This is a genomic window from Sphingomonas sp. NPDC092440, from assembly GCF_044754985.1.
In the GTDB taxonomy this organism is placed as follows: domain Bacteria; phylum Pseudomonadota; class Alphaproteobacteria; order Sphingomonadales; family Sphingomonadaceae; genus Sphingomonas.
Genome location: NZ_JBIVQA010000001.1, coordinates 41,908 through 67,722, shown reverse-complemented (window position 1 = coordinate 67,722; position 25,815 = coordinate 41,908). Strand labels below are relative to the sequence as shown.

Sequence of the window (25,815 nt, the reverse complement as noted above, 5' to 3'; positions counted from 1 at the left end):
CCTTGCGCGCAACCTTTGTGCGGCATAGCGTCCGCCGTTTCCATGCAGGGGCCCCCAATGCGCCGACTTTCCTTCGCCATCGCCACGCTGCTCGCCGCGACCGCCACGGCACCGCTCGCCACCGCCAAGGGCCCGGACGGCCCGAGCGCGCCGGTCGACCAGATCGTCGACCAGGGCACCCGCCATAGCGAAGTGATGCGCATCGCCCAGTATCTCACCGACGTGATCGGCGGCCGCCTCACCAATTCGCCCGGCATGCGCCAGGCCGAGGACTGGACCCAGGCCAAGTTCCGCGAATGGGGCCTGGTCAATGTCCACAAGGAAGGTTTCGAGTTCGGCCGCGGCTGGTCCGCCAGGAATGCCAGCGTGAAGATGGTCGCCCCGCGCCCGCTCTCCCTGATCGCCGCGCCGCTCGCCTGGACGCCCGGCACCGGCGGCCCGATCACCGGCCAGGTGGTGCTCGCCCCGATGGCCGACGAAGCCGCGCTCGACCAGTACAAGGGCAAGCTCAAGGGCAAGATCGTGCTGATAACGGAGCCGACGGACATCGCCGACGCGACCGTTCCGGACTTCCGCCGCTATGGAGACGCCGATCTCGACAAGGCCGACACGTTCGAGCTGCCGAGCGGCCCTTCCGCTGCCACGCGCCGGCCGCGCGGCCCCTCGCGCCAGATTTTCCTCGCCAAGCGCGACGCCTTCCTGAAGGCCGAGGGCGCGATTGCATACGCGACGATGTCGTCGCGCAACGGCAAGCTGATCCATGGCCAGAACAGCCAGTTCCGGGTCGGCGCCACGCCGCCGCTCCCCGGCTTCGAGATCGCCGCCGAGGATTATCGCCGCCTCGTCCGCCTGGCCAAGATGGGCGCGACACCCAGCCTCGAGCTGAACAGCGACGTCACTTATGACGACAGCGACACCAAGGCCTACAACATCATGGCGGACATTCCCGGCACCGATGCCAAGGCGGGCTATGTGATGGCCGGCGCACACATGGACAGCTGGGCGATGGGCGATGGCGCGGCGGACAATGCCGCGGGCGTATCGATGGTGATGGAGGCCGCGCGCATCATCAAGACCCTGGGCGTCAGGACGAAGCGCGCGATCCGCTTCGTGCTATGGTCGGGCGAGGAGCAGGGCCTGCTCGGCTCGATGGCCTATATCGAGGGCCATGTCGCCACCCGCACGATCGACCCGACGCTGACCGGCCCCGCGCGCTACGCAGCCTGGGGCAAGTCCTATCCGATCAAGCCGGGCCCGGACCATGCGAAGCTCGCCGCCTATTTCAACCTCGACAACGGCTCGGGCAAGATCCGCGGCATCTATACCCAGGGCAACACCGCGGTGGTGCCGATCTTCCGCGACTGGCTGGCGCCGTTCAGCTCGTTCGGGGCCACCAAGGTGGCGACCGCCCTCACCGACAGCACGGATCACGTGTTCTTCGACGTGGTGGGCATCCCGGCGTTCCAGTTCATCCAGGATCCGCTCGACTATGCCTCGACGGTCCACCACACCGATGTCGACACCTTCGATCACCTGAAGCCCGAGGACATGCGCCAGGGCGCGATCATCCTCGCCGCCTTCCTGATCAATGCGGCCAACACGCCCGATCCGCTGCCGCGCGTGCCGCTGGCGACCCAGCCCAAGACATTGGACGAATTCTACCCGGCACCGGGAGCGAAGTAATGGCCAAGCGTGGACACCGGCCGAGCCAGGCATCGTCGAACCGCCCCCGATTCTACGGGCGGCACGCGGTGCTGGCGGCACTCGACAATCCCGAGCGCGTGGTACGCAAGATCTGGGGCACGCACGAAGCGCTGGCCGGGCTCGACATCCCGTCGACGATTCCGATCACTTTCGCCAATGCCGCCGATCTCGGCCGGCTGGTGCCGAACGACGCGCCGCATCAGGGCCTGGTCGCCGAAGTCGATCCGTTGGAGGAGATGTGGCTGGGCGACCTGCTCGCCCAGGGCGCCGGCGACAATCGCCCGCTGCTCGTGCTCGACCAGGTGACCGATCCGCACAATGTCGGCGCGATCCTGCGCTCGGCGGCAGCGTTCGACGCGCTCGGCATCGTCACGCAGGACCGGCATGCCCCGTCGGAGACGGGCACGCTCGCCCGCGCGGCCGCCGGCACGCTGGAAGCGGTGCCCTGGTGCCGCGTGGTGAACCTGGCCCGCGCGCTCGAGGAGATCGCCGAGGCGGGCTATTGGCGGATCGGACTGACCGGCCATGCCAAGGGCACGCTGGCCGAGGTGATGGGCGATCAGCGCAAGATCGCCCTGGTGCTCGGCGCCGAGGGCGAGGGCATGCGCCAGAACACCGAGGCGCATTGCGACGAACTCGCGAAGCTGCCGATCTCGGACAAGGTCGAGAGCCTGAACGTGTCGAACGCGGCGGCGATCGCGCTCTACGCGGTGACGGTGCGCGAATAGCCGGCAAGCAACTTTCTTTCCGTCATCCCCGCGCAGCCGGGGATGACGAAGAAAGAGATGCGGGAAAGCCCCGGCCCGATCAGTCCTCTTCGGCGATCCGCACGCGCAGCCCGTCGAGCTCGGGTCCGAACGGGATCTGGCACGACAGCCGCGAAGTCGCGTCGCGGTCGCCCGCGCTGTCGAGCAGATCATCCTCGTCCATGCTCATCTTCGGCAGTTTGGCCGCAAATTCCGGATCGACATGCACATGGCAGGTCGCGCAGGAACAGCAACCGCCGCACAAAGCGAGCAGCTCGTCAAAGCCGTTCTCGCGGATCACTTCCATCACGCTCAGGCCCGCTTCCCCCATGACCTCGCGCTCTTCACCACTCCTGGTCACGACGATAAGCTTGGGCATGAGATTCTCCTGTTCCGGCCCCGTCCATGCCGCCGAAAACGGCGCTTCGCAAGGCGGGCGCGCATGGGCCTGACCGCCGACCAGCTCAAGGCATCGCTCGATGCGCTGGCGGCGCGCGAGCCGCTGATCGCCGCCGCGATCGGGCGGGTGGGCTATCCCCCGCCCCGCATCCGCGACCGCGGCTACGAGACGCTGCTGCGCACGATCGTGGGCCAGCAGGTGAGCGTTGCCGCCGCGCAATCGATCTGGAACAAGATGGCGGCGCAGCTGGGGGCGCTCACCGATCCCGGCAACATCGCGCGCGCCAGCGACGAGGACCTGCGCGCCGCCGGCCTCTCGCGCCAGAAAATCGCCTATGCGCGCAGCCTGGCCGAGGAAGTGACCAGCGGCCGGCTCGACTTCGCGCACCTGGCCGAGGACGACGAGGAAGCCATCGCCCAGCTCGTCCGGATCAAGGGTATCGGCCGCTGGTCCGCCGAGATCTACCTGCTGTTCGCCGAGGGGCGCCCCGATATCTGGCCCGCCGGAGACCTGGCGGTGCAGATCGAGGTCGGCCGGATCATGGGCCACCCCGAACGGCCGAGCGAGAAGCTGACCCGGGAAATCGCCGAAGCCTGGCGCCCCCATCGCGGTGCGGCGGCAGTGCTGGCCTGGCACCACTATAATTCGGATATGGAAGTGATCTGAGGGCTTCCCAAGCCTGGTTGGAGGAAGACTCCTAGTCGGCCCCCAGCCCCACCGCGATCGCGCCCAGCGGCCCCGCCATCGTGCCCAGCCCCGGCGTCCCCAACCGCGCCTCGATCTCCTCCGCCCATTCGGCCAGCGCGCCATAGCCGCCCAGGCTCTCGACCAGCCGCGCGCGCAGCTTCGGGAACAGATAGGGCCGTGCGGCCGTCACGCCGCCGCCGATCGCGATCCGCTCGGGCGCGGCGGTGACGACGAGATTGTGGAGCATGCCGGCCAGGTCGTGGACGAACAGATCCCATGCGGGCGCGTCGTCGGGCAACTGGTCGCCCGGCATGCCAAAGCGCTCGGCAAGCGCCGGGCCGGCGATCAGCCCTTCCAGGCAATCGCCATGGAAGCGGCACCAGCCCGGATAGGCATCGCCCGGCGCACGCGGCAACCGCATATGCCCCGCCTCGCCATGCGCCCAGCCCATCACCGGCCTGCCGCCGGTCACCAGGCCCACCCCCACGCCAGTGCCGATGGTGATATAGGCATGCGCCGCCATGCCCTGCGCCGCCCCCCAGCGCCCCTCGGCAAGCGCGGCGCCGTTGACGTCGGTCTGGAAGCCGATCGGCTTGCCATAGCGCGCCGTCAGGCGGCCGATCAGGTCGGTACCGCTCCATCCGGGCTTGGTCGTCGCAGTGATCGCGCCGTAATCGGCACGCGCCGGATCGAGCCCCACCGGCCCGAAGCTCGCCACGCCGATCGCGTCGAAGGTCCAGCGATCGAGCACTCCCTCGATCGCCGCCAGCGTCGCCTGCGGATCGGTGGTGGGCACGGTCACCCGGTCGCGCACATCGTCCGGCCCGGTCGCCAGCAACGCCACGCATTTGGTGCCGCCCAGTTCGATGCCCGCGATCAGTCTCAGCTCAGTCATGGCGCCCGTTAACCCGGTTCGGCGTGACAAAAAAGAGGCCACCCGCAGGCGGCCCGCCATCCCCTGAAGGACGGCTCGGCAGTGGCGGCCGGTGAAAGGCCGGCCGCCACTCCCCCTTTGCCGTGAGGCCCTAGAACCGGCCCCGCAGCCCGACCATGACCTGACGGCCCGGATCGTAGAGCGTGAAGGCGGCATTGCTGAACTGGAAGTAGCTGCGCTGTTTCGATTTGGTGAGGTTGATCACGTCGAGCGTCAGTTCCGGCCCCCATTTCAGGTCGAGCACCTTGGCGAAGTCGATGCTCGCCGACATGTCGTATTGCTGATAGTCGTTCGAATAGAGCCGGGCGAGCGCGATGCCGTTCTGGTTCGCGTCCGACGAGACCGAGCCGCGCTGGAAGGTGGTCGACAGGCGGATGTTGATGCCGCCCTGCTCATAATAGCCGGTGATGTTGTAGGTCACCGGCGACACACCCACCGCGACCGCCGGGGCGGCGCCCGAGCCGGTCTGGTCGATCAGCGTCAGGTTCGCGTTGAACCCGAACCCGTTCAGCCCGATCTTGCCGAGCAGGAAGTCGAGCGGCTGCACCCAGTTCACTTCGAGGCCGTTGACCTTAAGCGTGCCGGTCGCATTCACCTGCTGGTTCAGCACCACGGTCGCGCTGGTCGGGCCGCCGCGCGAATTGATCGCGGCCTGCTGGGTGGGGGTCAGCGTGTCGAAGGTGACGCCGTACGCGCCCAGCGCCGAGAAGGGCACCGTCACCGTGCCGGTGGTGGTGAAGCCGGTCACCGCCTTGCGGAAGGCAGTGAAGCCGACATAGCCTTCCTTGCCGGTATAATATTCGAAGCCCAGATCGATATTGGTCGAGAGATAGGGCTGGAGCGACGGATTGCCGACCGAGCCGACATCGGCCGAGGGGCTCGAGAAGTTGAGGCCCGGCAGCATCGTGTTCGGGTTGGGCCGGGTCATCGTCCGCGATGCCGCGGCGCGGACCACCGCCGCATCGCCGATATGGAAGGCCCCGCTGACCGAAGGCAGCCAGTTCGTGTAGCTCGTATCGGTGTAGACGAAATTGGTGATGTTCGGATAACAGCTGCCGTCGCGCGGATTGCCGGTGCCGGGGCAGGCAGCGGGCAGCGGGCCGGGGCCGTCCGGGTCCTGCGAGTTGCGCGGATCCGAGATCGAGACGCGGCCGCCGATCGTCTGATCGGTATGCACATAGCGGACGCCGGCATTGTAGTTGAGGTGATTGTCGCCCAGCTGCAGATCGCCATTCACTTCGGCATAGGCGCCGATCACCTTCTCGCGGACATAGCCGCCGCTGGCCCCGGTGTTCGACGAGCCCGCTTCGGGCGCGGCATTGTGGAAGGCGTCATAGTTGGATGCCGCCTTGAACGCGTTCCAGTCCACCGTGACGAAACCCGCCGATGTCGGGCGCAGCAGACCGGCAAGCTGCGAATTCGAGATCAGCGAGCCGCCATAGGTCACCCCGCCGCTCGCGCCGGAGGAATAGCCGGTGCCATAGGCGGGATAGGTGGGATAGCCCGCCGGTGCCGCGCCGGGCTGGACCAGCCCGTTGCACGGCGGCTGCGTGTTGGGCGAGGGCAGGAACACGCTGGGGCGATTGCCGCACACCGCGTTCTGCCAGGCCTGGCTGTTGTCATAGGCGTTGATGCGCCGCGACGTGTCGTCATAGGCGGCGCCTACCTTGAGGTTGAACGCACTGTCGCCCCAGGTCAGGTTGCCGCGAATGCCCTTGGTCTCGGTCTGGCGCTTCTCGTCCTGGATGTTCACGCGCCCGCCCGGCCAGGCGAAGTTGGCGGGATTGTTCAGGTCGATGTTCGTCGAGATCGTAGGCACGTCGCCGCTGCTATTGTCATAGTTCACGACCACGCCCGAATTGGGGGCGCTGAGCACCACCACGCTCGGCGATTCGCGGTGGAAGCTGGACCAGGTGTAGTTCGCCGCGACGTCGAACTTCAGCTTGTCGGCGATCTCCCAGTCGAAGCCGGGGTTGACGCCCCAGAACTTGGTCTTCTCGATGAAGGGGCGATATTCGAGGAACCATTGGGCGTTGGCATAGGTGCCCTTGGTGACCACGCAGCCCTGGGTGCAGTCCGAACGGTCATATTGCGTGTTGAGCGGGATCGCGGCGCCGTTGCGACCGACCCAGTTCATGTCGACGCGCTCGAGCTGGTTGTCCTTCCAGCCAAACATGCCGTCGACATAGGCATGGAAGCGCTCGCCCTTATACTCCAGGCTGGCGATCGCGTTGATCCGGTCCTTGGTGCCTTCCTCGAACATCCTGCGGCCCAGGCGCGGGATGATGCCGTTGTCGATCTGCGAGATCGTCGCCCCGGGATTGCGCGCGAGCAGGAAGGCCTGGTCGATCGTGGCACCGGTGGGCAGGCCCGCGCCCGAATTGGCGGGCACCGTCCCGGGGATCGTCCAATTGCCGCCGCCGGTGGGATTGCAGCCGCTGGTCGCGCCGCACTGGGCAGCGGACAGGTTCGGGTTGGTCCAGCCGATCGTCTCGAAGCCGGTGGTGCGCACCTTGTTGTGCACGCCGGCAACGCCGAGCAGGATGCCGAAATCGCCCATCGTGGTGCTGCCCAGCAGCGAGCCGCGATAGCCCCAATCCTTCGAGTTGGTGTTCTTGGTCAGCTGCGCGCCATAAGTGATGCGAGTGCCCGAGCGGTCGAACGGCCGCGCGCTGCGCATGTTGACCGTGCCGGCGGCACCGCCTTCCACCTGGTCGGCGATGCCGCTCTTGTTCACCGTCAGCGACGTGAACAGCTCGGTCGGAAACATGTCGAGATCGACTTCGCGGTTGGTGTTCTGCGAGTCGGTCCGGCCGGTCGAGGCGACCGCCACCGGGGCGCCGTTCAGCAGCACGCGCGTGAAATTGGTGCCGAGGCCGCGGATCGTGACGTTGAGGCCCTCGCCCGTCACTTCGCGGGCGATGGTCACGCCGGGAATGCGGTTGAAGCTCTCGGCGATGTTGGTGTCGGGGAACTTGCCGATGTCCTCGGCGAAGATCGAATCGGTGAAGCCCACCGAGTTCTTCTTCGCGTTGGTCGAGCTCTGCAGCGATGCGCGATATCCGGTGACGACGATCGACTGCTCCGTTTCCGGGACGCTCTGGTCCTGGGCGGCGGCGGGCGTGTCGCCGGGCTGGGTCTGGGCAAGCGCGGGCCAGGCCGTGCCGGCAAGCAACGCGGCGCCGATCATTCCCAGACGGCGCGCAGTGAAACGAGGCGCAACTCGAGCGTGCATATTCCCCTCCTGTGAAGGCCTCTTCCCGGGCCATTGAGCCAATCGCGCGGATCGCGATGTTAGCGGTCACATTTGGCTATGCCGCGCCTGCGATGCTGTCAACTCATACATTTGCATCGATCTAGATCGGCGCGAGAACAATCACTTATCGGATCAAGGCAAGGGAATTGCCGCATTGCACCATATTGTATGAGTTTTTTGACACCGTTGCCAGCGCCCGACTCAGGCCGATTTTCGCCGCGCCGGCATTGCGGCGACGGCTCCCGCACCACATCTGCGGAGCCTCTCCCTCTCGCTCCCAGGGGAATCCCATGCGCTACAACCGGCTCGGCCGCTCCGGCCTGATCGTCTCGGAACTCTGCCTCGGCACCATGACCTTCGGCGGCGACGAGGGCATATGGGGCCGGATCGGCCAGCTGCAGCAGGAAGAAGCCGACGGACTGGTCAAGGCCGCGCTGGATGCCGGCATCAATTTCTTCGACACGGCGAACATCTATGCCGAGGGTCGTTCGGAGCGGATCCTGGGCCAGGCGCTCCGGAACCTGGGCGTCGCGCGCGATGAAGTGGTGGTCGCCACCAAGGTGGTCGGCCGCATGCACGACGGACCCAACGGCGCCGGCGCGTCGCGCGGGCACATCCTGACCCAGGTCGAGCAGAGCCTCGAGCGGCTCGGCACCGGCCATATCGATCTCTACCAGATCCACGGCTTCGACGCGGCGACGCCGATCGAGGAGACGCTCCTGGCCCTCGACAGCCTCGTGCGGCGCGGGACGGTCCGGTACATCGGCCTCTCCAACTGGGCGGCCTGGCAAGTGATGAAGGCGGTCGGCATCGCGGCGGCCCGCGACTATGCCCCGATCGCCTCGCTCCAGGCCTATTACACGATCGCCGGGCGCGACCTGGAGCGCGAGGTGATTCCGATGCTCGAATCCGAGGGCGTGGGCCTGATGGTGTGGAGCCCGCTCGCCGGCGGCTTCCTGTCGGGGAAATATACGCGCGAGGGCGACGGCGACGGCCGCCGCGCCGGCTTCGACTTCCCGCCGGTGGACAAGGCGCGCGGCTATGACGTGGTCGACGTGCTGCGCGAACTGGCCGAAGCCAAGGGCCGCTCGGTCGCCCAGCTGGCGCTGGCCTGGCTGCTCCATCAACGCGCGGTCTCCAGCGTCATCATCGGCGCCAAGCGGCCCGAGCAACTGGCCGACAATCTCGCCGCGGTGGACGTAGAGTTCACGCCCGAGGAGCGCGCCCGGCTCGATGCGGTGAGCAAGCTGCCGGCGGAATATCCCGGCTGGATGCTCGAGCGCCAGGGCGGCTATCGCGGCGGCCCGTCGCCGCGGCGCTGAGCCTCAGTCGCCACGACGCCAGCCTTGCTATCGGCATCCCCGCGCCGGCGGGGACGCCGGCAGGGAAACTGCCGCCTCCGCCGACCTCAGTCGAACACCAGGGTCAGCGACTCCGCGAACGCCCCGTTCTTCGCCAGCCGCCCCGCCCCACCCGGCGCCCTCCGAAGATTCGGACGCTTCAACAAGGGCTTGAGCATGAGGTGCAGCGTCGCGCGGTTGATGTGGCGGCCGAAGCACTGGTGCAGATCATAGCCGAAGTGAATATAGTCGCTCGCCGGGCGGTGCGGATCGAAGCGGGCAGGATCGGTCAGCCGGCGCGGATCCATCATGGCCGAGGCAAAGGCGGCGAGCACCGTGTCGCCCGCCTTCACCACAGTCTCATGGGCCGTGCCACGCGCAATCACGCCATCGGCCAGCACGATGCGCGGCAGCCCCGGCGCGAGCGGATCGAAGCGCATCGCCTCCTGGACATAGCCCCAGAGCAAATCATCGTCCCCTGCCCGCGCCGCTGCCTGCGCCGCCGCCAATTCCCTCGGCCGGCGCAGCAGCTGCTCCATCGCCTGCGGCACGACCATCGGCGGCTGGGGCGGGCCGCCGACGATGAAGCCCATCAGATTGGTGCGAATCTCCACATCGGAAAAGCCCGGCACGCCGCGCTTCTGCTGGGCGAGACAGCGGGACAGCACATCGTCCTTGCCCGGCGCCGCCTTCCGCCGGACGATCTCCTTGTCGATATGCGCGCGCAGCGCCGGAGCGATCTGGTGGACCTCCGCGCGCAGCGCCGGATCGCCCTTGGGATCGGCGAACTGGAACTCGAACAGCCGCGTGCCCCACACCCGCAGATCGCCCCCGGCCGGATCGGGCACGCCGAAATAATCGCCGAGCACGCTGAAGGTCACGCGCCGGACCAGCGTGTCCACCACTTCGATCCGCCCCGGCGCCGCCGCGATGATCGCCTCGGCCATCGCCTCCGCCTTCTGCGCCAGCCCGGGCAGGTCGCCGGGGCGCACCACGGTGCGCATCGCATCGGTGTCGCGGTGATAAAGCGGCGTGTCGGCCATGCCGAGGAAGAAGGGCTCGCCGCCCATGATCACGTCGAGCTTGGGCGCATAGGGCACGCCGAACACGGGATCGCTGGCGAACACCTCGCGCACATCGTCATGGCGCGAGGTCAGCACCATGCCGCCGAGCTTCGCCACCGGCTTCCAGCGCCGCAGAAAAGCGAAGGCATAGGGCATGAGCGCGAACACTCGCCCCTCGATCCAGCGCGCGATCCCTTTCTTGCCGGGGCGCAGCACCGCGCGCGAAGCCAGCGCGTTCACAGCGCGCCCAGATAATCGAGCGCCGGCATGCTCGGCAGGAAGAAATATTCCCCGCCCGCCATCTGCACGAAAGTCTCGACGTCGATGATCCGCCGCAGCGGGTCCTCGGGGATCGTCATCGTGCCCTTGGGGCCGATCAGCGGATCGGTCTCGTCATAGAGCGTCGCGAAGTTCGGGTTGAGTACCCAGGTCTGCTGCACGAACTCGAACTGGCGGGTGATGTCGGTGTTGAGGCAGATGAACAACAGCCCGCGATCGACATCGTCGGGCGTCGGCGGCACGCTGATCGTCCTGCCATATTTACGGCCCCGGCGAAGGATGCGGTGATTGTTCGCCGCGTCGAGCAGGGTCTGCTTGTCCGCCTCGGTCGGCGCCAGGCCGTCACGGGGATTGGCGCGGCGGACATGGCTGCCCAGCGGGCATCCCATCCCATGGGGATCGCGGTCCCAGAAGCCGAAGTCATTGTCCGCCACCGGGATCGTCCCGCCCAGCGGACAGAGCAGATTGCCGTGCGTGTCACGCCCCACCACCCGCTCGGCGAGCCAGGTGGTGGTGACGTGCGCCGCCCCCTCGGGATCGCGCTCGCGGATGTGCCGGGCGGCGGCGCGCATCGATTCCCAAAAGGCGTAGACGTCCTGCTTGAGCTCGCGCACCACCATATAGCTGCCGTTGCGCCCCAGGTCGCGAAAGCCCACGCCCTTGGGATGCGGCGGCAGCCCGGCGGTGTCGCCGATCCCGTCCGCGACCACCGGCCCCTGCGCGATCTCGTTATGCCCGTTGCGATGGCCCATCAGCACTTCGCCCAGCGGCACGCCATTCCAGTAATCCTTCGGCACATCGCTGCCGTCCCGATAGACGACCGTGCCCGCCTCGAACGGGATCGGCTGCGAGATGCCGTCCGCGAAGCCGAAATGCTCGCGCGCGATGCCCTGGGGATCAAGCCGCAGGTCGAGCGGCAGATGATGGACCACCCGCACCTCGAAGGGCTCGAGCGTCTTGCTTACCCGTTCGCACCAGTCCTCGGCCGCCTCGTCATGCTCGCAATAGAGCAGCAGCAGCGCATGGACGGTCAGCGGCGTCTTCACCCGCTGCTCCGGATCTTCCTGCCGGTCGTCAAAGGCGCGCGCCTCGTCGTCCACCGCGGCGCCGTCGAGCGGCGTGTTGCCGCTCCACCTGGGCCCGCCCGGGATCACCGTGCCCTGCCAGGCATCGCCGCGCCGATCGCCCAGCCGCCGCAGGCGGTCCTCCTGGAACATGCCTTCCTTGAAGGGGCGATCGAACGAGGCGAGCGCATTGGCGTTCAGCCCCATCTTCTGGAGCCCCGACCAGGTGAAGCCCATCGCCGCTGCGCGCGGATCTGGCCTTTCGGCGTCGCTCACCTGCGCCACCTTGCGCAGCGCTTCCAGCCAGGCGCCGCCGCCCTTCTTCTTCATGCCCTTCCAGCCGAACTCGAGGAACAGCGCCCGGCCGGTGGGCAACGCGGCGAAGCCACTCACCACCAGCCCCTGGGTCTGCGCATTGTCCGGCGCGGCGAGATGCCAGCTCGGGGTGCGGCCGCCCTCGCTCACAGGTCGTTGATCCACGCCGCGGCCTCCTTCTCGCTGAGCTGCTTCTTCCTCAGGCCGCAGGCGATGCGGTAATTCCGCTCCACCTGCTCCGCGGTGAGATCCTTATAGGCCGAATACCAGAAGCGGCTGACCGCCATCGAATGGCGCGCCCATTCCTTGAACTGGCGGCCATGGCTGGCGCCGTCCTTCACCAGGAAGCGCGTCGGCGGGAAGCCCACCCCGCAGCTCCAGGCGAGCGTGAGCCCGGCATGCGCCTTCTCGATGAAATCGTCGAGATAGCTCTCCCAGGTCTGGTCGAAGTTCGAGAAGAACATCAGCCGGCTGTTGTTGTTCACACGCGCCCAGTGCGCGAAATGGATCGTCCGCATCGAGCCGAGATAGCCCTGGCGCGTCCTGGGCAGGACGCGCAGCAGCAGATGGAGGCCGCGATGCCCCAGGCGGATGATCACGGTGCGCAGCACGCCCGGCTTGATCAGCACCACCGAGCCCATGTGGTTCTGCGGAATCCAGTCCTCCCGCCGCGCCATCTCGCGCAGCATCCGGGGATCCACCGGCGGCGCGTCCTGCGAGGCGTCGCGCCGCTCGAGCCAGCGCAGCCAGACGAGCAGGCCCGCCACCGTCACCGCGACGCTGCCCGCGCTCCACCCGGCCCAGATCGCCATGTCCCGCCACGCCGCCCAGAAGGGCCGGTGCGCGATCGCCGACCAGAAGGGCGCCGCGAGGAAGGCGGCGACCACGACATAGGCCGCAGCGGCGAGCACCACCGGCACCAGCAGCTTCTTCAGGAAGAAGCCGAGAAAGCTGAATCGCGTCGGCGTCGCCGTGCCGGGCAGCGCCTTGCCCATCCGGTAGAGCATGCCGGTGAACAGCGCGAACAGCGCAAGGCAGAGCAGCACATAATGCGGCCAGGCGAGCTGGCTCTTGAGGATCAGCCCGGGGACCGACAGCGCGAACACCAGCGCCAATGCGAACAGCGCGAGCCGGGCATAATCGCCGATGCCCTGCGCCAGCGGGATGCGCGCCGGCGCCTTCTGGCCCAGCCAGCCGAATTGCGGGAGCAGCGCCGCGCGCAACCGGGCATGAATCTCCGCGGGCGTGAGCTTGCGATAGGGGCTGGGCCCGCCATCGTTGCTGTTCGCCAGTTCGGCGCGCGTGGCGAGGAACAGCTTGCCCTCGGCGAGGATGCGGTCACGCGTCATCCCGCGATTGCCGTGGTGGAACACGGTGGGGGTGAGCGTCCGCGCCTCGAGATAGGGAGCGATCGGTGCCCGGCTGTCCGGCACGGTCACGGCGTCGAACAACGGGCCGGTGTGATCGAGCGGGCACTTGCAGCAGCGCAGGAAGCTCCGGAGATCGGGCCCGATCGCGGCTTCCAGCTGCGCCCAGAAGGGGCCGGGGGCGCCGTCGAAATTGGCCTCGATCACGAAGAGCGGATCATAGTCGAAGCCCGGGAACACGCTGAGCGACAGGAAATGCACCGCCGGCACCGTCGTCAGGAAATCGGCATAGGGGCCCTTGCCCCCCGACGGATCCTGGCTGCGCCGGTCGCGCAACGCGTCGAGCAGGCCCGACAGATGGTCGAAGCTCTCCGGCTTCACCTCGAGTGCCACCGATAGCGTGGTCTGCCGCATCCGCGTCCGCTCCCCCCAAACGTGTGACGTTTGTAGCCACGGCATTTCCAACAAGAATAGGAAATATTCGACTTCCCGCCAAAGTGGACACAACGGACACCAAAGGCGGCGGCATCAGCGCCGATACCGCCCCTTCCTTCCGGATGACATCGGTGTCATAAGTTTCGGAAAGGAGAGGCACGGTATGGACATCAGTCGGCGCGCGGCATTTGGGGCGGCTCTGGCGGGAGGCGCGGCGGCGCTGCTGCGGCCGGGCGCGGGGGAAGCAACACCGAATCCGATGCTTCCGGATGCCACCGCCCTCGACTGGAAGCGCGGCTTCGACAACCAGCGCGTCTGCGATCTGGGCGACGGGCGCTTCCTCAACCCGCTCCTCGCCGGCGACCATCCCGATCCCGCCATCCTGAAGGACGGCGCGGACTATTACATGACCTTCTCGAGCTTCGATTCCTATCCCGGCCTGACCATCTGGCACAGCCGCGACCTGGTGAACTGGCAACCGCGCGGCGCGGCGCTCACGAAGAACATCGGCGCGGTCTGGGCAGTGAGCCTGGAAAAGCACGCGGGCCGCTACTTCCTCTACATCCCGGTAAAGGCCAGCCCCAACTCGATCTTCGTGATCTGGGCCGACCATATCGACGGGCCGTGGAGCGAGCCCATCGACCTGGGCCTGCACGACCATATCGATCCCTGCCACGCCGTGGGCGAGGACGGCTCGCGCTGGCTGTTCCTGTCGGGCGGCGACCGGGTGCGGCTTGCGGAGGACGGGCTGTCCACCGTCGACAAGGTCGAGCATGTCTACGACCCCTGGCACTATCCCGAGGAATGGGACGTCGAGAGCTTCTCGCCCGAGGGGCCGAAGATCCACCGCCACAATGGCTGGTTCTACATGATCACCGCGGTGGGCGGCACCGCCGGCCCGCCGACCGGGCACATGGTGATCGCGGCGCGCGCGCGCTCGATCCACGGGCCCTGGGAGCAATGCCCCGCCAACCCGCTCGTCCGCACCGTCCGCAACGACGAGGCCTGGTGGTCGCGCGGCCATGCCTCGCTGGTCGAGGCGCCGGACGGCAGCTGGTGGTCGGTCTATCACGGCTTCGAGAACGGCTATTGGACGCTGGGGCGCCAGGCGCTGCTCGATCCCGTGGAATGGACGGCGGACGGCTGGTTCCGGATGACCGGCGGCGACCTGTCGAAGCCGATCCGCAAGCCCGGCGGCGGTGCGCAGGTGCCGCACGGCCAGGCGCTGTCGGACGATTTCTCCGGGCCGCTGGCGCTCGGGCGCAAGTGGAACTTCTTCAAGCCGGGTCCGGGAGAAGCGGGCCGCGCACGCACCGAAGCCGGCGCGCTGGTGCTCCAGGCATCGGGCAAGGCGCCGGTGGATTCGTCGCCGCTGCTGCTGATCGCCGGCGACACCGGATACGCTTTCGAATGCGACATCGAGATCGCACCGGGCGGCACGGCGGGGCTGGTGCTCTTCTATGACGAGAAGCTCTATTGCGGACTCGGCTTCGACGAGAAGCGCTTCGTGACGCACCAGTACGGCATGGAGCGCGGGCGGCCGGCCAACCCTTATGGCCGGCGGCTGCGCATGCGGGTGACCAACCGGCAGCACATCATCTCCTTCCACCTCTCGGGCGATGGCGGCAGGACGTGGAAGCGCTTCGACCGGGGGATGGAAGTGTCCGGCTATCACCACAATGTGCGCGGCGGTTTCCTGATGCTGCGCCCGGGGCTTTACTCGGCGGGCGCGGGCGCGGCGAAGTTCCGGGATTTCCGGTTCCGGGCGCTGTAGGTCGTCCTCCCCTCTATTCCAGGGAGGGAAATTAGCGCAGATGCGGCAGCCGCCATGCGCCGAGGAGCGCGGCGGTGCGCAGCGCGAAGATGGCGAGGCCGCCGATCGCCCCCGCCAGGTCCGGGCGCACCCCGCACCGCCGGACCAGCAGGACGAGCAACGTCGCGCCGGCAATGGCGGCGGTGGCGTAGAAATCCTCGTGCAGGACCCTGGGGACCCGCGCGATCAGCACGTCGCGCAACATGCCGCCGCCGCATCCATTGACCGTGGCGATGATCACGACCGAGGCGCTGTTGAGCCCGTAGTCCAGGCATTTGCGGGCACCGGCGACCGCGGCGAGCGCGAGGCCCCCGCCTTCGAAGATGTCGACAAGGAGCGGCGGCGTGAAGTTCGCGATCCGGCCGAGGAGAAACGACGCGAGGATGACGGCGGAAGTCGCCGCCAGCGCCAGCGCCGCATAGCGCCAGTCGCGGAACGGCGCGGGAGGATGCTCGCCGAGCAGCAGGTCGCGGATGACCGCGCCGCCGACCGAACCGACAAAGGACAGCACCAGGATGCCGAACAGATCGAAATCCGCCCGGACCGCGGTCAACGCGCATTCCGTCGCCAGGACGAAGGTCGCGGCGAGATCGACGGCATCCAGCATCCGGTCGCGGATGCGGCTCGCGGCCTTGTCGTCGAGCTTCATGGAGAGATCCTCCCTGGGGCTTCGAGTCCGGAATGGGGCAGGTTGGAAGATGATATGCAGCCGGATGGCCCAGCATCCAAATCCTCCTCCTCCTCCTCCTCCTCCTCCTCCTCCTCCTCCTCCTCCTCCTCCTCCTCCTCCTCCTCCTCCTCCTCCTCCTCCTCCTCCTCCTCCTCCGGGGGAGGATTGAGGGGATTGCGGAAATGAGGCGCTGGCCCTTCCCCTACCCCAAGGCTAAGCTCCGCACCGCATGGGCAAGAGGCGTATCCTGATCGTCGGCGGGGGCACCGCGGGGTGGCTTGCGGCCGCCTATCTCGCGCGTTTCCTCGATCTCGCCGACCAGGCCCAGATCGAGATCACCCTGCTCGAATCGCCCGAGCTCGGCATCATCGGCGTGGGCGAAGGGACCTTCCCCACCATCCGGTCGACGCTGAAGTTCCTCGGCATCGACGAGACCCGCTTCATCCGCGCCACCTCGGCCACGTTCAAGCAGGGCATCCGCTTCAACGACTGGCTGCACGCGCCGCTGCCCGACGGCACCCGCCACCATTATCTCCATCCGTTCGAAGCGCCCTTCTACACCGAGGGGACCAGCCTGGTGCCCTATTGGCTGCTCCAGGACGAAGCGACGCGGCCGCCCTTCGCGCAAGCCGTAACGATCCAGAACCGAGTCGCCGAGAGCCGCCGCGCGCCCAAGAAACAGGGCGAGGGCGAGTTCTCCGGCCCGCTCAACTATGCCTATCATTTCGATGCCGTCCGGCTTGCACGCATCCTGCGGGAGCGCGCCGAGGAGCTGGGCGTGCGCCACCTCACCGGGCTGCTCACCGATGTCGAGCTGGGCGAGGACGGCGCGATCGCCCGCATCGTCACTCGCGAGCAGGGCGCGCTGGCGGCGGACCTCTATGTCGACTGCTCGGGCTTCCGCGCCGAGCTGATCGGCAAGGCGCTGGGCGCCCGCTTCAAGTCGGTGCGCGACATATTGTTCACCGACCGGGCGCTCGCCTGCAAGATCCCCTATGCCGAACCCGACGCCCCGATCGAGAGCTTCACCATCGCCGCCGCCCATGCGGCGGGCTGGACCTGGGACATCGGGCTGGAAGGCGCGCGCGGCATCGGCACCGTCTATTCCTCCGCCCACATGTCCGACGACGAAGCGGCACGCGTGCTGCGCGCCTATGTCGGGCATGGCGACTATCAGGCGCGCATCATCCCGTTCGAGCCCGGCTATCGCGAGGCGCAATGGGTGAAGAACTGCGTCGCGGTCGGGCTGTCGGGCGGCTTTCTCGAGCCGCTGGAATCGACCGGGGTGGTGCTGATCGAGGCGGCGGTGGGGATGATCGCCGAGCTGTTCCCGCACAACGGCCCCGTGGACGCGCCGGCCCGGCGCTTCAACGAGCTGATCGTCGGGCGCTACGAGCGGATCATCGCCTTCCTCAAGCTGCATTATTGCCTGAGCCGGCGCGAGGAGCCCTTCTGGCGCGACAATGCCGACTCGGCCTCGATCCCGGAAGGGCTGCAGGAGCTGCTGCGCCAGTGGCGCCACCGCCCGCCGGGGCGCTTCGACTTCCTGCTCGACCTCGAGAGCTTCGCCTTCTTCAACTATCAGTACATTCTCTACGGGATGGATTTCCGCACGGACCTGTCGGGCGGGCGCGGCGATTTCCCCAATGTCGAGGCGGCGGAGAAGCTCTTTGCGCGGATCCGGAATTTCAGCGAGCGCGCGACCGAGGACCTGCCGACGCACCGCGAGCTGATCCGCGCGATCAACGGCTGATCGGCCCCTCCCCCTCCCCGGAAGGGAATTCGAGCCCGAGAATTCCTACAGCGCCCAGTCCAGCTGGAGCCAGAACTTGTCGGTATCCGTCGCGAACCTGTCCGCCTTGTAGTGCGCATAGCGGGCCGAGAGCGCATAATGGCCGCGCTTCACCCCGGCGATCAGGTCGAGCTCGTCGCCATAATGCTGGTCGAGCCGGTCGCTCCCGAACCGGTGCCAGGTGGCGCCCAGGTTGATCGCGTCGAGCGGCCCAACCTTCTTCCAGCCATAGCTCAGCATCCCATAGAGGTCGCGCAGGCCGCCCGGCGGCGTGGTGCCGAACTTGCCGGCCCAGCCGTTGAACTTGAAGTAGGAGGCCAGCGGCGTCTGCACGCTGGTCAGCGCCACGCCCTGGTCCGCGCCCAGCACTTCCCGGCCCGCGGTCAGGCTCAGCCCCTTCGCGGTCAGGTTCAGCTCGCCCAGCCAATAGTCCGCGGCATAGCGATTGGGGTTGCGGTGCCAGTCGCTCTGCCGCGCCCAGCTGGCGACATAGCCGAGCGAGACGTCCCTGCCCAAAGCCTGCCTGCCGGCGAAGCGCACGCCATAGGTCTGGCTCGACAGGCGATAGCCCTGCAGCGCCGCCAGGTCCTGGTCGACCAGATAGGCGAAGCCGCTCAACGTGCCGGCCCCGGTGCCATAGCCGACCACCGCGAAGACATTGTCGCCGCCGACCGACACCGGCCGCGCGCCCGCACCGTTGCGGCCGTTTATCGTGCGCACGTCCCAGCTATAGGCAAGGTCGAGATTGAGCCCGAGCGGCTTGCCATATTGGACGCGCACCGCGTCGAAGGTCTGCTCGCTCTGGCGCCAGGGGGCATTGCCGACGAAGCGGTCGTCAACGAAGTTCAGCCGCTGCCGGCCGGCGGTGACGGCCAGCCCGTCCTTGCCGGCATAGCGGAGCTGCGCGCGGTTGAGCTCGATATTCTCCGGATCGACGACCAGCGGATAGCGCGTCCTGCCGTTGGTGCCGTCATTATAGCCGCCTGCGAGCGCGACCACGCCCTCGCCCTCCACCAATGCCGACCAACCCTGCCAGCCGGCGGCTAGGCCCGGGCGGACGCGCAGCGTCACTGCGTCGGCGTCCCTGGGCAGTCCGTCCTGGCCGACATGCTCGTAGCGCAGCCGCACCTCGGCGGTGGGCGTCAGCTTCACGTCCTGGGCATGCGCGGCACCGGCGGCGAGCAGCCCCGTGGCGCACAGAAGCGCTCGTTTCATCATGCTTCTTTCGGAAAGCCCCGTCCCGCAGGGGTGTTGCGGGACGGGGAGGAGGACCTCAGGCGGCAGCCGCCAGCTTCGGGTCGAGCGCTTCCAGCTCGCCGCTCTCGCGGGCCTTGCGGCCATAGACCGCTTCGAACAGGGGCGTGGCCATCACGGTGGTGACGATCGCCATCAGCACCAGCATCGAGAACAGCGTGGGGCCGATGATGCCCTTTTGCAGGCCGATGTTGATGATGATCAGCTCCATCAGCCCGCGCGAGTTCATCAGCGCGCCGATGCCGAGGGCAGTGCGGTTGTCCTCGCCGGCGAGGCGGGCGGCGGCCCAGCAGGCGCCGAACTTGGCAAGGACCGACACTGCCAGCACGCCCAGCGCGATCAGCAGCAGCTCGACCGAGTTGACCATGTCCATCCGGGTGTTGAGGCCCGAATAGGTGAAGAACATCGGCAGCAGCAGGACGACGGCGAGCGGCTCGACCTTGCGCTTCAGCTCCTCGACGAACAGGCCGCGCGGCATGCACACGCCCATCAGGAAGCCGCCGAAGATCGCATGGATGCCGATCGCGTCCATGATGAAGGCCGAAGTGCAGAACAGCATCATGGTGACGGCGAGCATCGCGGTGCTCATCTCGCCCTTCGCCTCGACGATGCGGCCGAGCGGAGCGAGCAGCTTGCGCCCGAACAGGAGCATGAACGCAGTGTAGAGCACGGCGCCCCCGATCGCGAGCACCGCCACGCCCGGCCCGGCGCCGAAGGTGGCGAGCACCAGGGCGAGGACGCACCACGATGCCGCGTCGTCGAACGCGCCGGCGGTGAGCGAGAGCGTGCCGAGCGAGGAATTGGCCAGACCGCGCTCGTTGATGATGCGCGCGAGCATCGGGAAGGCAGTGAGCGCGATGCAGGCGCCCATGAACAGCGTGGCGTTCGCCTGGCTGATGCCGGGGGTGAACAGGCCGGGCACGGTGAGCAGGAACGGAGTGATCAGCGCGGCGAGCAGGAACGGCGCGACGATGCCCGCGGCCGAGACGCCGGCGGCGCTCTTCGCCTTGGACTGGAAATGATCGAGCCGCAGCGTCAGGCCGACCATGAACATGTAGAGGCCGACGCCCAGCTGCGCGCCGGTATAGAGCACGTTGCGCGTCTCCTTGGGGAAGATCGCGAGCTGGAGATCGGGGAAGAACAGGCCGAACAGCGACGGGCCGAGCACCACGCCGGCAATCATCTCGCCCACCACCTGGGGCTGCTTGAGCAGCTTCTGGCCGAGCCAGCCGACCACGCGGCAGGCCAGGATGATGATGGCCAGCTGCAGGAAGAAATGGATGCTGTAGTCGCCGGGCGCATAGCTCTTCGCGGCGTTCACCGCGGGCCCGTGCGGGCTGAGCACATCGGTCAATGCGTGCCAGGCACTGTTCAGCAGATCGAGCATGGTAACCTCCCCCCAATTCCCGGCGCGGTGCGTTGCCCGCCCGTCGCGCGGCTTCGGGAAAGGGAGCGCACGGCAAAGCCTGCACGCAACTGCAAATCGCCGCACCCCCTTATTTTTCCGCTTCGGCCGGGCTTTGTGTTGCAAGGAGCGCACATAGTAGTAACGTACCTACATGACAACGCGGACAATATAGGTACGTAGGCACGAAATGAAGGTGATCACCAGCCGCGAATTCAACCAGGACGTCAGCGCGGCCAAGCGATTCGCCCGGGCCGAGCCGGTGTTCGTCACCGATCGCGGGCGCCCCACCCATGTGCTGATGAGCATCGACCTGTTCCGCCGGCTGAACGGCGAGCGCGAGAGCATCGTCGACTTGCTCGCCCTGCCCACCGGCACCCCCGACGCCGCGCTCGCGCCACCGGAGCGCTGGTGATGTTCCTGCTCGACACGCCGATCGTCTTCGAACTGCGCAAGGCGCGGGCGGGCGGAGCCGAGGCGGGGCTCACCGCCTGGGCCGCGGGCGTGGCGCGCGAGCGGCTGTTCCTCTCGGCGATCTCGCTGATGGAGCTGGAGGTCGCCGCCACCGAGGCGGCGCGGCGCGACAAGGCGGCGGGCGCAGTGCTGCGCGGCTGGATCGACGCGCAGCTCGTCCCCGCCTTCGAAGGGCATGTCCTGCCGCTCGACGCCGCGATCGCCCGCCGCCGCGGCCAGCTTGCGCTCGCCGAGACTCGCGATGCGCTGTTCGCCGCCACCGCGCTCGAGCACGGCCTTACCCTGGTGACGCGCAACGCCGCCGCCTATCGCGGCGCGCGAGTGAAGCTGTTCGACCCCCGGGACTACACCGCCGATACGGCCGAGGACGAAGGCGACTGGCGCGACGCCGCCCGCACCGGCCCGCTCTGGCTCAAGAACCTGTTCGTCCGCGCCTGAGCGCATGCAGCGACGGACCCGGGACGGGTCAACATGCAATTCCCGCTCCTGCAAGGGAGGGGAGCCGGAGAAGCCGGCATTTGCCTGGACAATGCCCCAACCCTAAGCGCCCGCTTCGCCCTGCAGGCTCGCGTCATCCAGCATCTCGGCCACGCGCCGCACCAGCAGCTCGGGCGCGAACGGCTTCACCAGACAGGCATTGGCCCCCGCGGCCATCGCCTCGTCCATTTCCGCCTCGCCGCCCCTGGCCGACAGCATCAGGATCGGCGTGCGGCAAAGCGCCGGCAGCCGCCGCAGTGCCCGCAATATGTCCAGGCCCCGCGCGCCCGGCAGCGACTGGTCGAGGATCACCAGGTCAGGCTTGTTGAAGGCGATCGTGTCGAAGGCGAGCATGCCATGATCGATCAGGCCCACCACATGCCCTGCCTCGCGCAGCGCCTGCTGCACTCCGGCCCCGACCTGCTCGTCGTCCTCGACATAGATGATCCGGGCCATTCCACCTCGCATTTCGGGAGCGGACCGGTGCCGCCCCATCTGGATTATCACGTGCGGATGACAGTTGGTTGCGCACCCGTTTCCATATCTGTGGCGATCATGCCTTTCCGTCGTTTTGCAGAAACGCGCCGAACCGGGCGTTAAGGCTTTTTCCGTAAAATCATCGCGATGCACGGGATAGCTATGTGCCGCGCCCACCCGGATGGCGCGATGGTCGCGCAACGGCTGCGCGACGCTCGCATATCGCGCTACCCTCGGCCGATAACGCCGATTCGGAAAAGAACGGGAGCAGGATCATGGGAGCAGCCACCGCCTATATCGTCGATTCCGTGCGGACCGCCGGGGGGCGGCGCGGCGGCAAGCTCGCCGGATGGCACCCGGTGGACATGGCGGCCGAAATGCTCGACGCCATCGTCGCGCGCAGCGGCATCGATCCCGCCGCGATCGAGGATGTCATCATGGGCTGTGTCGGCCAGGGCGGCGAGCAGGGCTTCCAGGTTGGCCGGGGCGCCGTGCTCGCCTCGCGCCTGCCCGAAAGCGTGCCCGCGGTGACGATCGACCGCCAGTGCGGCAGCTCGCAACAGGCGATCCAGTTCGCCGCCCAGGCCGTGCTTTCGGGCACGCAGGACGTGGTGATCGCGGCCGGCGTGGAGAGCATGACGCGGGTGCCGATGGGCGCCACCGTCGCGCTCTTCGCCCAGGCCGGGCTCGGCGGACCCAAATCGCCGCGCCAGGAGGCACGCTATCCGGGCGTGCAGTTCAGCCAGTTCATGGGTGCCGAGATGATGGCGCGCAAGCACGGCCTCGACCGCGCCGAGCTCGACGCCTATGCGCTGGAGAGCCATCGCCGCGCCGCCGCCGCGACCGAGCGCGGCGATTTCGAAGCCGAGATCGTGCCGCTCGCGATCGAGACGCCGGAGGGGCCGGCGATCCACGTCCGCGACGAGGGCATCCGCTTCGACGCGACGGCCGAGAGCATCGGATCGGTCATGCTGCTCGCCGAGGGCGGCGTGATCAGCGCGGCCAATGCCAGCCAGATCTGCGACGGCGCCAGCGCCGTGCTGATCGTCTCGGAAGCGGCGCTCAAGGCGCATGGCCTGACCCCGCTCGCCCGCATCCACGCCCTCACCGTCACTGCGGGCGATCCGGTGATCATGCTCGAGGAGCCCCTGTTCGCCACCGACCGGGCGCTGCGCCGCGCGGGCATGACCATCGACGAGATCGACCTGTTCGAAGTCAACGAGGCCTTTGCCTCGGTCCCGCTCGCCTGGCTGCGGCATACGGGCGTCGATCCCGAGCGGCTCAACGTCAATGGCGGCGCGATCGCGCTCGGCCATCCGCTCGGTGCGTCGGGCACCAAGCTGATGGCGACGCTGGTCCATGCGCTCCACAAAAGGGGCAAGCGCTACGGCCTGCAGACGATGTGCGAGGGTGGCGGCATCGCCAACGTCACCATCGTCGAGCGTCTGTGACAAGCGAAGGGAGAAGAGGATGAAGCTTGACGACAGCATCGCCGCGGTGGTGACCGGCGGCGCCTCCGGCCTCGGCGCCGCGACCGCGCGGGCGCTCGCGGCCCGGGGCGTGAAGGTGGCGATCTTCGACCTGCAGAAGGAAAAGGGCGAAGCAATCGCGGCCGAGATTGGCGGCCTGTTCTGCGAAGTGAACGTGACGTCGGACGATAGCGTCGACACCGGCTTCGCCCGGGCGCGCGCCGCGCATGGCCAGGAGCGGATCCTGGTCAATTGCGCCGGCACCGGCAACGCCGTGAAGACCGCCAGCCGCGCGAAGGAAGACGGCACGATCCGGCATTTCCCGCTCGAGGCGTTCAACTGGGTGATTCAGATCAACCTGGTCGGCACCTTTCGCTGCATCGCCAAATCGGCGGCGGGCATGCTGGCGCTCGATCCCCTGGAAGACGGCGAGCGCGGCGCGATCGTCAACACCGCCAGCGTCGCCGCCGAGGACGGGCAGATCGGTCAGGCGGCCTATTCGGCGTCGAAGGGCGGCGTGGTCGGCATGACGCTGCCGATCGCGCGCGACCTGATGGGCGAGGGCATCCGAGTGAACACGATCCTGCCCGGCATCTTCGACACGCCGCTGCTCGCCGCCGCGCCGCCGAACGTGAAGGAGGCGCTCGCCGCATCGGTTCCCTTCCCCAAGCGGCTCGGCCGGCCGGAGGAATATGCGAAGCTCGCGCTCTGCATGATCGAGACCGGCTATTTCAACGGCGAGCATGTCCGCCTGGACGGCGGTATCCGCATGGCGCCGCGGTGAGGCGATCATCCCGGGAGGGGTTGAGGCAAGGACCCGATCAAGCCCTTGATTTCTTCCGTCATCCCCGCGCAGGCGAGGATCCAGTGCCAAGGGCGGCGTGCACGCGGTCAAGCCCCATGCTCTCCGGAGAGCGCTCGCGTGATGGCGGCGCTGTCCTGCGCTAGCCTGGATCCCCGCCTGCGCGGGGATGACGGATATGGGTGTCCGAAGCGCCTGAATGTCGGTACCTCCCGGGAATGGGGCGCAGCCCTACGATACTGCGATCGAATGGCTGACCTCGCCTATGACGCGCACCCCCAGCCCCTCCCTTCCGGGAAAAGCAGAAGAAGGAAGAAGAATGGGCCCCCTTGCCGGCATCCGGATCGTCGAACTCGCCGCGATCGGCCCCACGCCCTTTTGCGGGATGATGCTGGCCGATCATGGCGCCGAAGTGCTGTACGTCCATCGGCCGGGCGCCTCACCCGATCCGCGCGACCCGCTGCTGCGCGGGCGCGTGCCGGTGGAAGCCGATCTCAAATCGTCCGGCGGCGTCGCCCAAGTCCGCGCCCTGGCGGCGGGCGCGGACGGGCTGATCGAAGGCTTCCGCCCCGGCGTGATGGAGCGGCTGGGCCTCGGGCCGGCCGAACTCCACATCCTCAATCCGCGCCTGGTCTATGGCCGGATGACCGGCTGGGGACAGACCGGCCCGCTCGCCCAGGCCGCCGGGCATGACATCAACTATATCGCCCTGGCCGGCGCGCTCCACGCCTTCGGCCGCGCCGGCGGCAAGCCGACTCCGCCGGTGAACGCCGTCGGCGATTTCGGCGGCGGCGGCATGCTGCTCGCCTTCGCGATGGCGGCGGGGCTGCTCCAGGCGAGGACCGGCGGGCGCGGAACGGTGATCGACTGCGCGATGAGCGAAGGCGCGGCGCTGCTGATGTCGATGGTCTGGGGCTTTCGCGAGACGCTCGGCTGGCGCGACGCGCGCGGCGTGAACATCCTCGACGGCGGCGCACATTTCTACGACAGCTACGAGACCGCCGACGGCAAATATGTCGCGATCGGAGCGATCGAGCCGCAATTCTACGCCCAGCTACGCGCCGCGACCGGCCTGGCCGACGATCCCGACTTCGACGCGCAGATGGATCCCGCCGCATGGCCGGCGCTGAAGGACCGGCTCGCCGCGATCTTCCGCACCCGGACGCGCGACGCATGGTGCGCGCTGCTGGAAGGCACCGACGCCTGCTTCGCCCCCGTGCTCGCGATGGCGGAAGCCCCCACGCATCCGCACAATGTCGCGCGCGGCGCCTTTATCGAGCGGGCGGGTGTGGTCCAGCCGGCCCCCGCCCCGCGCTTCTCCGTGCCTCAGGATTCCACCAGCGGCACCACTTCGAAGTCATAGCGTTCCCAGCCGCGCTGCTTCGCCGCCTCGGCGAGTGCGGCCTGCTTGCCCGTCGCTTCCTTGAGCGACTTGACGTGCCCCCAGAATACCTCGGTCCGGCCGCCGCCGAGATGCGCGACGATCCGCCAATAATGCGTGAAGGGCACCGCGGTCGGCCCGATCGTCTTCACATAGCCATCGGCCATGGTCGCGGTGAGAATGCGCTTCTTCTTCGCCATGCCCGGACGA

At 68.1% G+C, this 25,815-nt stretch carries 22 protein-coding genes; 11 read left to right on the top strand and 11 right to left on the bottom strand.

The features are described from left to right. The first annotated feature begins 57 nt into the window (after nt 1–57). Both ACIQCS_RS00280 and rlmB read left to right on the top strand, forming a co-directional pair. Entirely contained in the window at nt 58–1,683 is a 1,626-nt protein-coding gene (locus tag ACIQCS_RS00280) for a M20/M25/M40 family metallo-hydrolase (protein WP_345850343.1), read from the top strand. Continuing rightward, nucleotides 1,683–2,432 carry a 23S rRNA (guanosine(2251)-2'-O)-methyltransferase RlmB gene (gene rlmB / locus ACIQCS_RS00275; protein ID WP_345850342.1) on the top strand — a complete coding sequence of 250 codons (750 nt, stop codon included), beginning with the start codon at nt 1,683–1,685 and terminating at the stop codon, nt 2,430–2,432. The genes ACIQCS_RS00280 and rlmB overlap by 1 nt, the downstream gene beginning before the upstream one ends. 79 nt (nt 2,433–2,511) lie before the next feature. On the opposite strand, the gene ACIQCS_RS00270 is transcribed toward rlmB, so the two are convergent. Beyond that, a complete protein-coding gene (locus ACIQCS_RS00270) occupies nt 2,512–2,829 on the bottom strand; it encodes a 2Fe-2S iron-sulfur cluster-binding protein (protein WP_086130962.1) in 318 nt (105 codons plus the stop codon). A 63-nt stretch (nt 2,830–2,892) separates the two neighbouring features. Here ACIQCS_RS00270 and ACIQCS_RS00265 point away from each other — a divergent pair, with 63 nt between their 5' ends. Further along, a complete protein-coding gene (locus tag ACIQCS_RS00265) occupies nt 2,893–3,516 on the top strand; it encodes a DNA-3-methyladenine glycosylase 2 family protein (protein ID WP_345850341.1) in 624 nt (207 codons plus the stop codon). Between the two features lie 31 nt (nt 3,517–3,547). Here the strand turns inward: ACIQCS_RS00265 and ACIQCS_RS00260 are convergent, their stop codons facing one another. Both ACIQCS_RS00260 and ACIQCS_RS00255 read right to left on the bottom strand, forming a co-directional pair. Next, nucleotides 3,548–4,432 carry an ROK family protein gene (locus ACIQCS_RS00260; RefSeq protein ID WP_345850340.1) on the bottom strand — a complete coding sequence of 295 codons (885 nt, stop codon included), beginning with the start codon at nt 4,430–4,432 and terminating at the stop codon, nt 3,548–3,550. A gap of 130 nt (nt 4,433–4,562) precedes the next feature. Then, nucleotides 4,563–7,706, bottom strand: coding sequence for a TonB-dependent receptor (locus ACIQCS_RS00255; protein WP_345850338.1), 3,144 nt, complete (start codon nt 7,704–7,706; stop codon nt 4,563–4,565). A gap of 311 nt (nt 7,707–8,017) precedes the next feature. On the opposite strand from ACIQCS_RS00255, the gene ACIQCS_RS00250 reads away from it, so the two are divergent. Next, nucleotides 8,018–9,049, top strand: coding sequence for an aldo/keto reductase (locus ACIQCS_RS00250; protein WP_345850337.1), 1,032 nt, complete (start codon nt 8,018–8,020; stop codon nt 9,047–9,049). 86 nt (nt 9,050–9,135) lie between these two features. On the opposite strand, the gene ACIQCS_RS00245 is transcribed toward ACIQCS_RS00250, so the two are convergent. The 3 genes from ACIQCS_RS00245 to ACIQCS_RS00235 are packed head-to-tail and all read right to left on the bottom strand — an operon-like array spanning nt 9,136 to nt 13,570. Then, the gene (locus ACIQCS_RS00245) at nt 9,136–10,371 is read right to left on the bottom strand and encodes a cytochrome P450 (RefSeq protein ID WP_345850336.1); all 1,236 of its coding nucleotides are present in this window, start codon (nt 10,369–10,371) and stop codon (nt 9,136–9,138) included. Beyond that, nucleotides 10,368–11,954 (bottom strand): hypothetical protein, encoded by a 1,587-nt coding sequence (locus tag ACIQCS_RS00240; protein WP_345850335.1) that lies wholly within the window; start codon nt 11,952–11,954, stop codon nt 10,368–10,370. The genes ACIQCS_RS00245 and ACIQCS_RS00240 overlap by 4 nt, the downstream gene beginning before the upstream one ends. Next, complete coding sequence (locus ACIQCS_RS00235) at nt 11,936–13,570, bottom strand: hypothetical protein (protein ID WP_345850334.1); 1,635 nt, start codon at nt 13,568–13,570, stop codon at nt 11,936–11,938. Before ACIQCS_RS00235 ends, ACIQCS_RS00240 begins: the two co-directional genes overlap by 19 nt. A 184-nt stretch (nt 13,571–13,754) precedes the next feature. Here ACIQCS_RS00235 and ACIQCS_RS00230 point away from each other — a divergent pair, with 184 nt between their 5' ends. Then, nucleotides 13,755–15,365 (top strand): family 43 glycosylhydrolase, encoded by a 1,611-nt coding sequence (locus tag ACIQCS_RS00230; RefSeq protein WP_345850331.1) that lies wholly within the window; start codon nt 13,755–13,757, stop codon nt 15,363–15,365. Between the two features lie 31 nt (nt 15,366–15,396). Here ACIQCS_RS00230 and ACIQCS_RS00225 read toward each other — a convergent pair whose 3' ends face one another. Then, nucleotides 15,397–16,053, bottom strand: a complete 657-nt coding sequence (locus tag ACIQCS_RS00225) for a TRIC cation channel family protein (protein WP_345850330.1) — start codon at nt 16,051–16,053, stop codon at nt 15,397–15,399. Nucleotides 16,054–16,303: 250 nt separating this feature from the next. On the opposite strand from ACIQCS_RS00225, the gene ACIQCS_RS00220 reads away from it, so the two are divergent. Beyond that, the gene (locus tag ACIQCS_RS00220; protein ID WP_345850329.1) at nt 16,304–17,827 is read left to right on the top strand and encodes a tryptophan halogenase family protein; all 1,524 of its coding nucleotides are present in this window, start codon (nt 16,304–16,306) and stop codon (nt 17,825–17,827) included. Between the two features lie 45 nt (nt 17,828–17,872). Here the strand turns inward: ACIQCS_RS00220 and ACIQCS_RS00215 are convergent, their stop codons facing one another. Further along, nucleotides 17,873–19,081, bottom strand: a complete 1,209-nt coding sequence (locus tag ACIQCS_RS00215) for a hypothetical protein (RefSeq protein WP_345850328.1) — start codon at nt 19,079–19,081, stop codon at nt 17,873–17,875. Nucleotides 19,082–19,139: 58 nt separating this feature from the next. Next, a complete protein-coding gene (locus tag ACIQCS_RS00210) occupies nt 19,140–20,507 on the bottom strand; it encodes a cation:proton antiporter (protein WP_345850327.1) in 1,368 nt (455 codons plus the stop codon). Nucleotides 20,508–20,715: 208 nt separating this feature from the next. Between ACIQCS_RS00210 and ACIQCS_RS00205 the strand changes: the two genes are divergently transcribed. Then, nucleotides 20,716–20,940 (top strand): type II toxin-antitoxin system Phd/YefM family antitoxin, encoded by a 225-nt coding sequence (locus ACIQCS_RS00205; protein WP_345850326.1) that lies wholly within the window; start codon nt 20,716–20,718, stop codon nt 20,938–20,940. Next, on the top strand, nt 20,940–21,437 hold the full coding sequence (locus ACIQCS_RS00200) for a PIN domain-containing protein (protein ID WP_345850325.1): 498 nt from the start codon (nt 20,940–20,942) through the stop codon (nt 21,435–21,437). Before ACIQCS_RS00205 ends, ACIQCS_RS00200 begins: the two co-directional genes overlap by 1 nt. Nucleotides 21,438–21,539: 102 nt before the next feature. Here the strand turns inward: ACIQCS_RS00200 and ACIQCS_RS00195 are convergent, their stop codons facing one another. Beyond that, complete coding sequence (locus tag ACIQCS_RS00195; protein ID WP_345850324.1) at nt 21,540–21,932, bottom strand: response regulator; 393 nt, start codon at nt 21,930–21,932, stop codon at nt 21,540–21,542. A 296-nt stretch (nt 21,933–22,228) separates the two neighbouring features. Between ACIQCS_RS00195 and ACIQCS_RS00190 the strand changes: the two genes are divergently transcribed. The 3 genes from ACIQCS_RS00190 (at nt 22,229) to ACIQCS_RS00180 (ending at nt 25,587) form a co-directional block, all read left to right on the top strand. Beyond that, nucleotides 22,229–23,404 carry an acetyl-CoA C-acetyltransferase gene (locus ACIQCS_RS00190; protein WP_345850323.1) on the top strand — a complete coding sequence of 392 codons (1,176 nt, stop codon included), beginning with the start codon at nt 22,229–22,231 and terminating at the stop codon, nt 23,402–23,404. Between the two features lie 19 nt (nt 23,405–23,423). Next, on the top strand, nt 23,424–24,206 hold the full coding sequence (locus tag ACIQCS_RS00185) for an SDR family NAD(P)-dependent oxidoreductase (RefSeq protein WP_345850321.1): 783 nt from the start codon (nt 23,424–23,426) through the stop codon (nt 24,204–24,206). A 337-nt stretch (nt 24,207–24,543) separates the two neighbouring features. After that, on the top strand, nt 24,544–25,587 hold the full coding sequence (locus ACIQCS_RS00180; RefSeq protein WP_345850319.1) for a CaiB/BaiF CoA-transferase family protein: 1,044 nt from the start codon (nt 24,544–24,546) through the stop codon (nt 25,585–25,587). Here ACIQCS_RS00180 and ACIQCS_RS00175 read toward each other — a convergent pair. Beyond that, nucleotides 25,551–25,805: a hypothetical protein gene (locus ACIQCS_RS00175; RefSeq protein WP_345852061.1), complete on the bottom strand. Its 255-nt coding sequence runs from the start codon at nt 25,803–25,805 to the stop codon at nt 25,551–25,553. The two genes, ACIQCS_RS00180 and ACIQCS_RS00175, sit on opposite strands and share 37 nt — an antisense overlap. Nucleotides 25,806–25,815: the final 10 nt, after the last annotated feature.

Coding starts and splice junctions, on each gene's coding strand:
- ACIQCS_RS00220 (WP_345850329.1), top strand. CDS start 16,304: ATGGGCAAGAGGCGTATCCTGATCGTCGGCGGGGGCACCGCGGGGTGG.
- ACIQCS_RS00205 (WP_345850326.1), top strand. CDS start 20,716: ATGAAGGTGATCACCAGCCGCGAATTCAACCAGGACGTCAGCGCGGCC.
- ACIQCS_RS00225 (WP_345850330.1), bottom strand. CDS start 16,053: ATGAAGCTCGACGACAAGGCCGCGAGCCGCATCCGCGACCGGATGCTG.
- ACIQCS_RS00260 (WP_345850340.1), bottom strand. CDS start 4,432: ATGACTGAGCTGAGACTGATCGCGGGCATCGAACTGGGCGGCACCAAA.
- ACIQCS_RS00255 (WP_345850338.1), bottom strand. CDS start 7,706: ATGCACGCTCGAGTTGCGCCTCGTTTCACTGCGCGCCGTCTGGGAATG.
- ACIQCS_RS00250 (WP_345850337.1), top strand. CDS start 8,018: ATGCGCTACAACCGGCTCGGCCGCTCCGGCCTGATCGTCTCGGAACTC.
- ACIQCS_RS00175 (WP_345852061.1), bottom strand. CDS start 25,805: ATGGCGAAGAAGAAGCGCATTCTCACCGCGACCATGGCCGATGGCTAT.
- ACIQCS_RS00210 (WP_345850327.1), bottom strand. CDS start 20,507: ATGCTCGATCTGCTGAACAGTGCCTGGCACGCATTGACCGATGTGCTC.
- rlmB (WP_345850342.1), top strand. CDS start 1,683: ATGGCCAAGCGTGGACACCGGCCGAGCCAGGCATCGTCGAACCGCCCC.
- ACIQCS_RS00180 (WP_345850319.1), top strand. CDS start 24,544: ATGGGCCCCCTTGCCGGCATCCGGATCGTCGAACTCGCCGCGATCGGC.
- ACIQCS_RS00235 (WP_345850334.1), bottom strand. CDS start 13,570: ATGCGGCAGACCACGCTATCGGTGGCACTCGAGGTGAAGCCGGAGAGC.
- ACIQCS_RS00280 (WP_345850343.1), top strand. CDS start 58: ATGCGCCGACTTTCCTTCGCCATCGCCACGCTGCTCGCCGCGACCGCC.
- ACIQCS_RS00265 (WP_345850341.1), top strand. CDS start 2,893: ATGGGCCTGACCGCCGACCAGCTCAAGGCATCGCTCGATGCGCTGGCG.
- ACIQCS_RS00270 (WP_086130962.1), bottom strand. CDS start 2,829: ATGCCCAAGCTTATCGTCGTGACCAGGAGTGGTGAAGAGCGCGAGGTC.
- ACIQCS_RS00215 (WP_345850328.1), bottom strand. CDS start 19,081: ATGAAACGAGCGCTTCTGTGCGCCACGGGGCTGCTCGCCGCCGGTGCC.
- ACIQCS_RS00230 (WP_345850331.1), top strand. CDS start 13,755: ATGGACATCAGTCGGCGCGCGGCATTTGGGGCGGCTCTGGCGGGAGGC.
- ACIQCS_RS00200 (WP_345850325.1), top strand. CDS start 20,940: ATGTTCCTGCTCGACACGCCGATCGTCTTCGAACTGCGCAAGGCGCGG.
- ACIQCS_RS00185 (WP_345850321.1), top strand. CDS start 23,424: ATGAAGCTTGACGACAGCATCGCCGCGGTGGTGACCGGCGGCGCCTCC.
- ACIQCS_RS00190 (WP_345850323.1), top strand. CDS start 22,229: ATGGGAGCAGCCACCGCCTATATCGTCGATTCCGTGCGGACCGCCGGG.
- ACIQCS_RS00195 (WP_345850324.1), bottom strand. CDS start 21,932: ATGGCCCGGATCATCTATGTCGAGGACGACGAGCAGGTCGGGGCCGGA.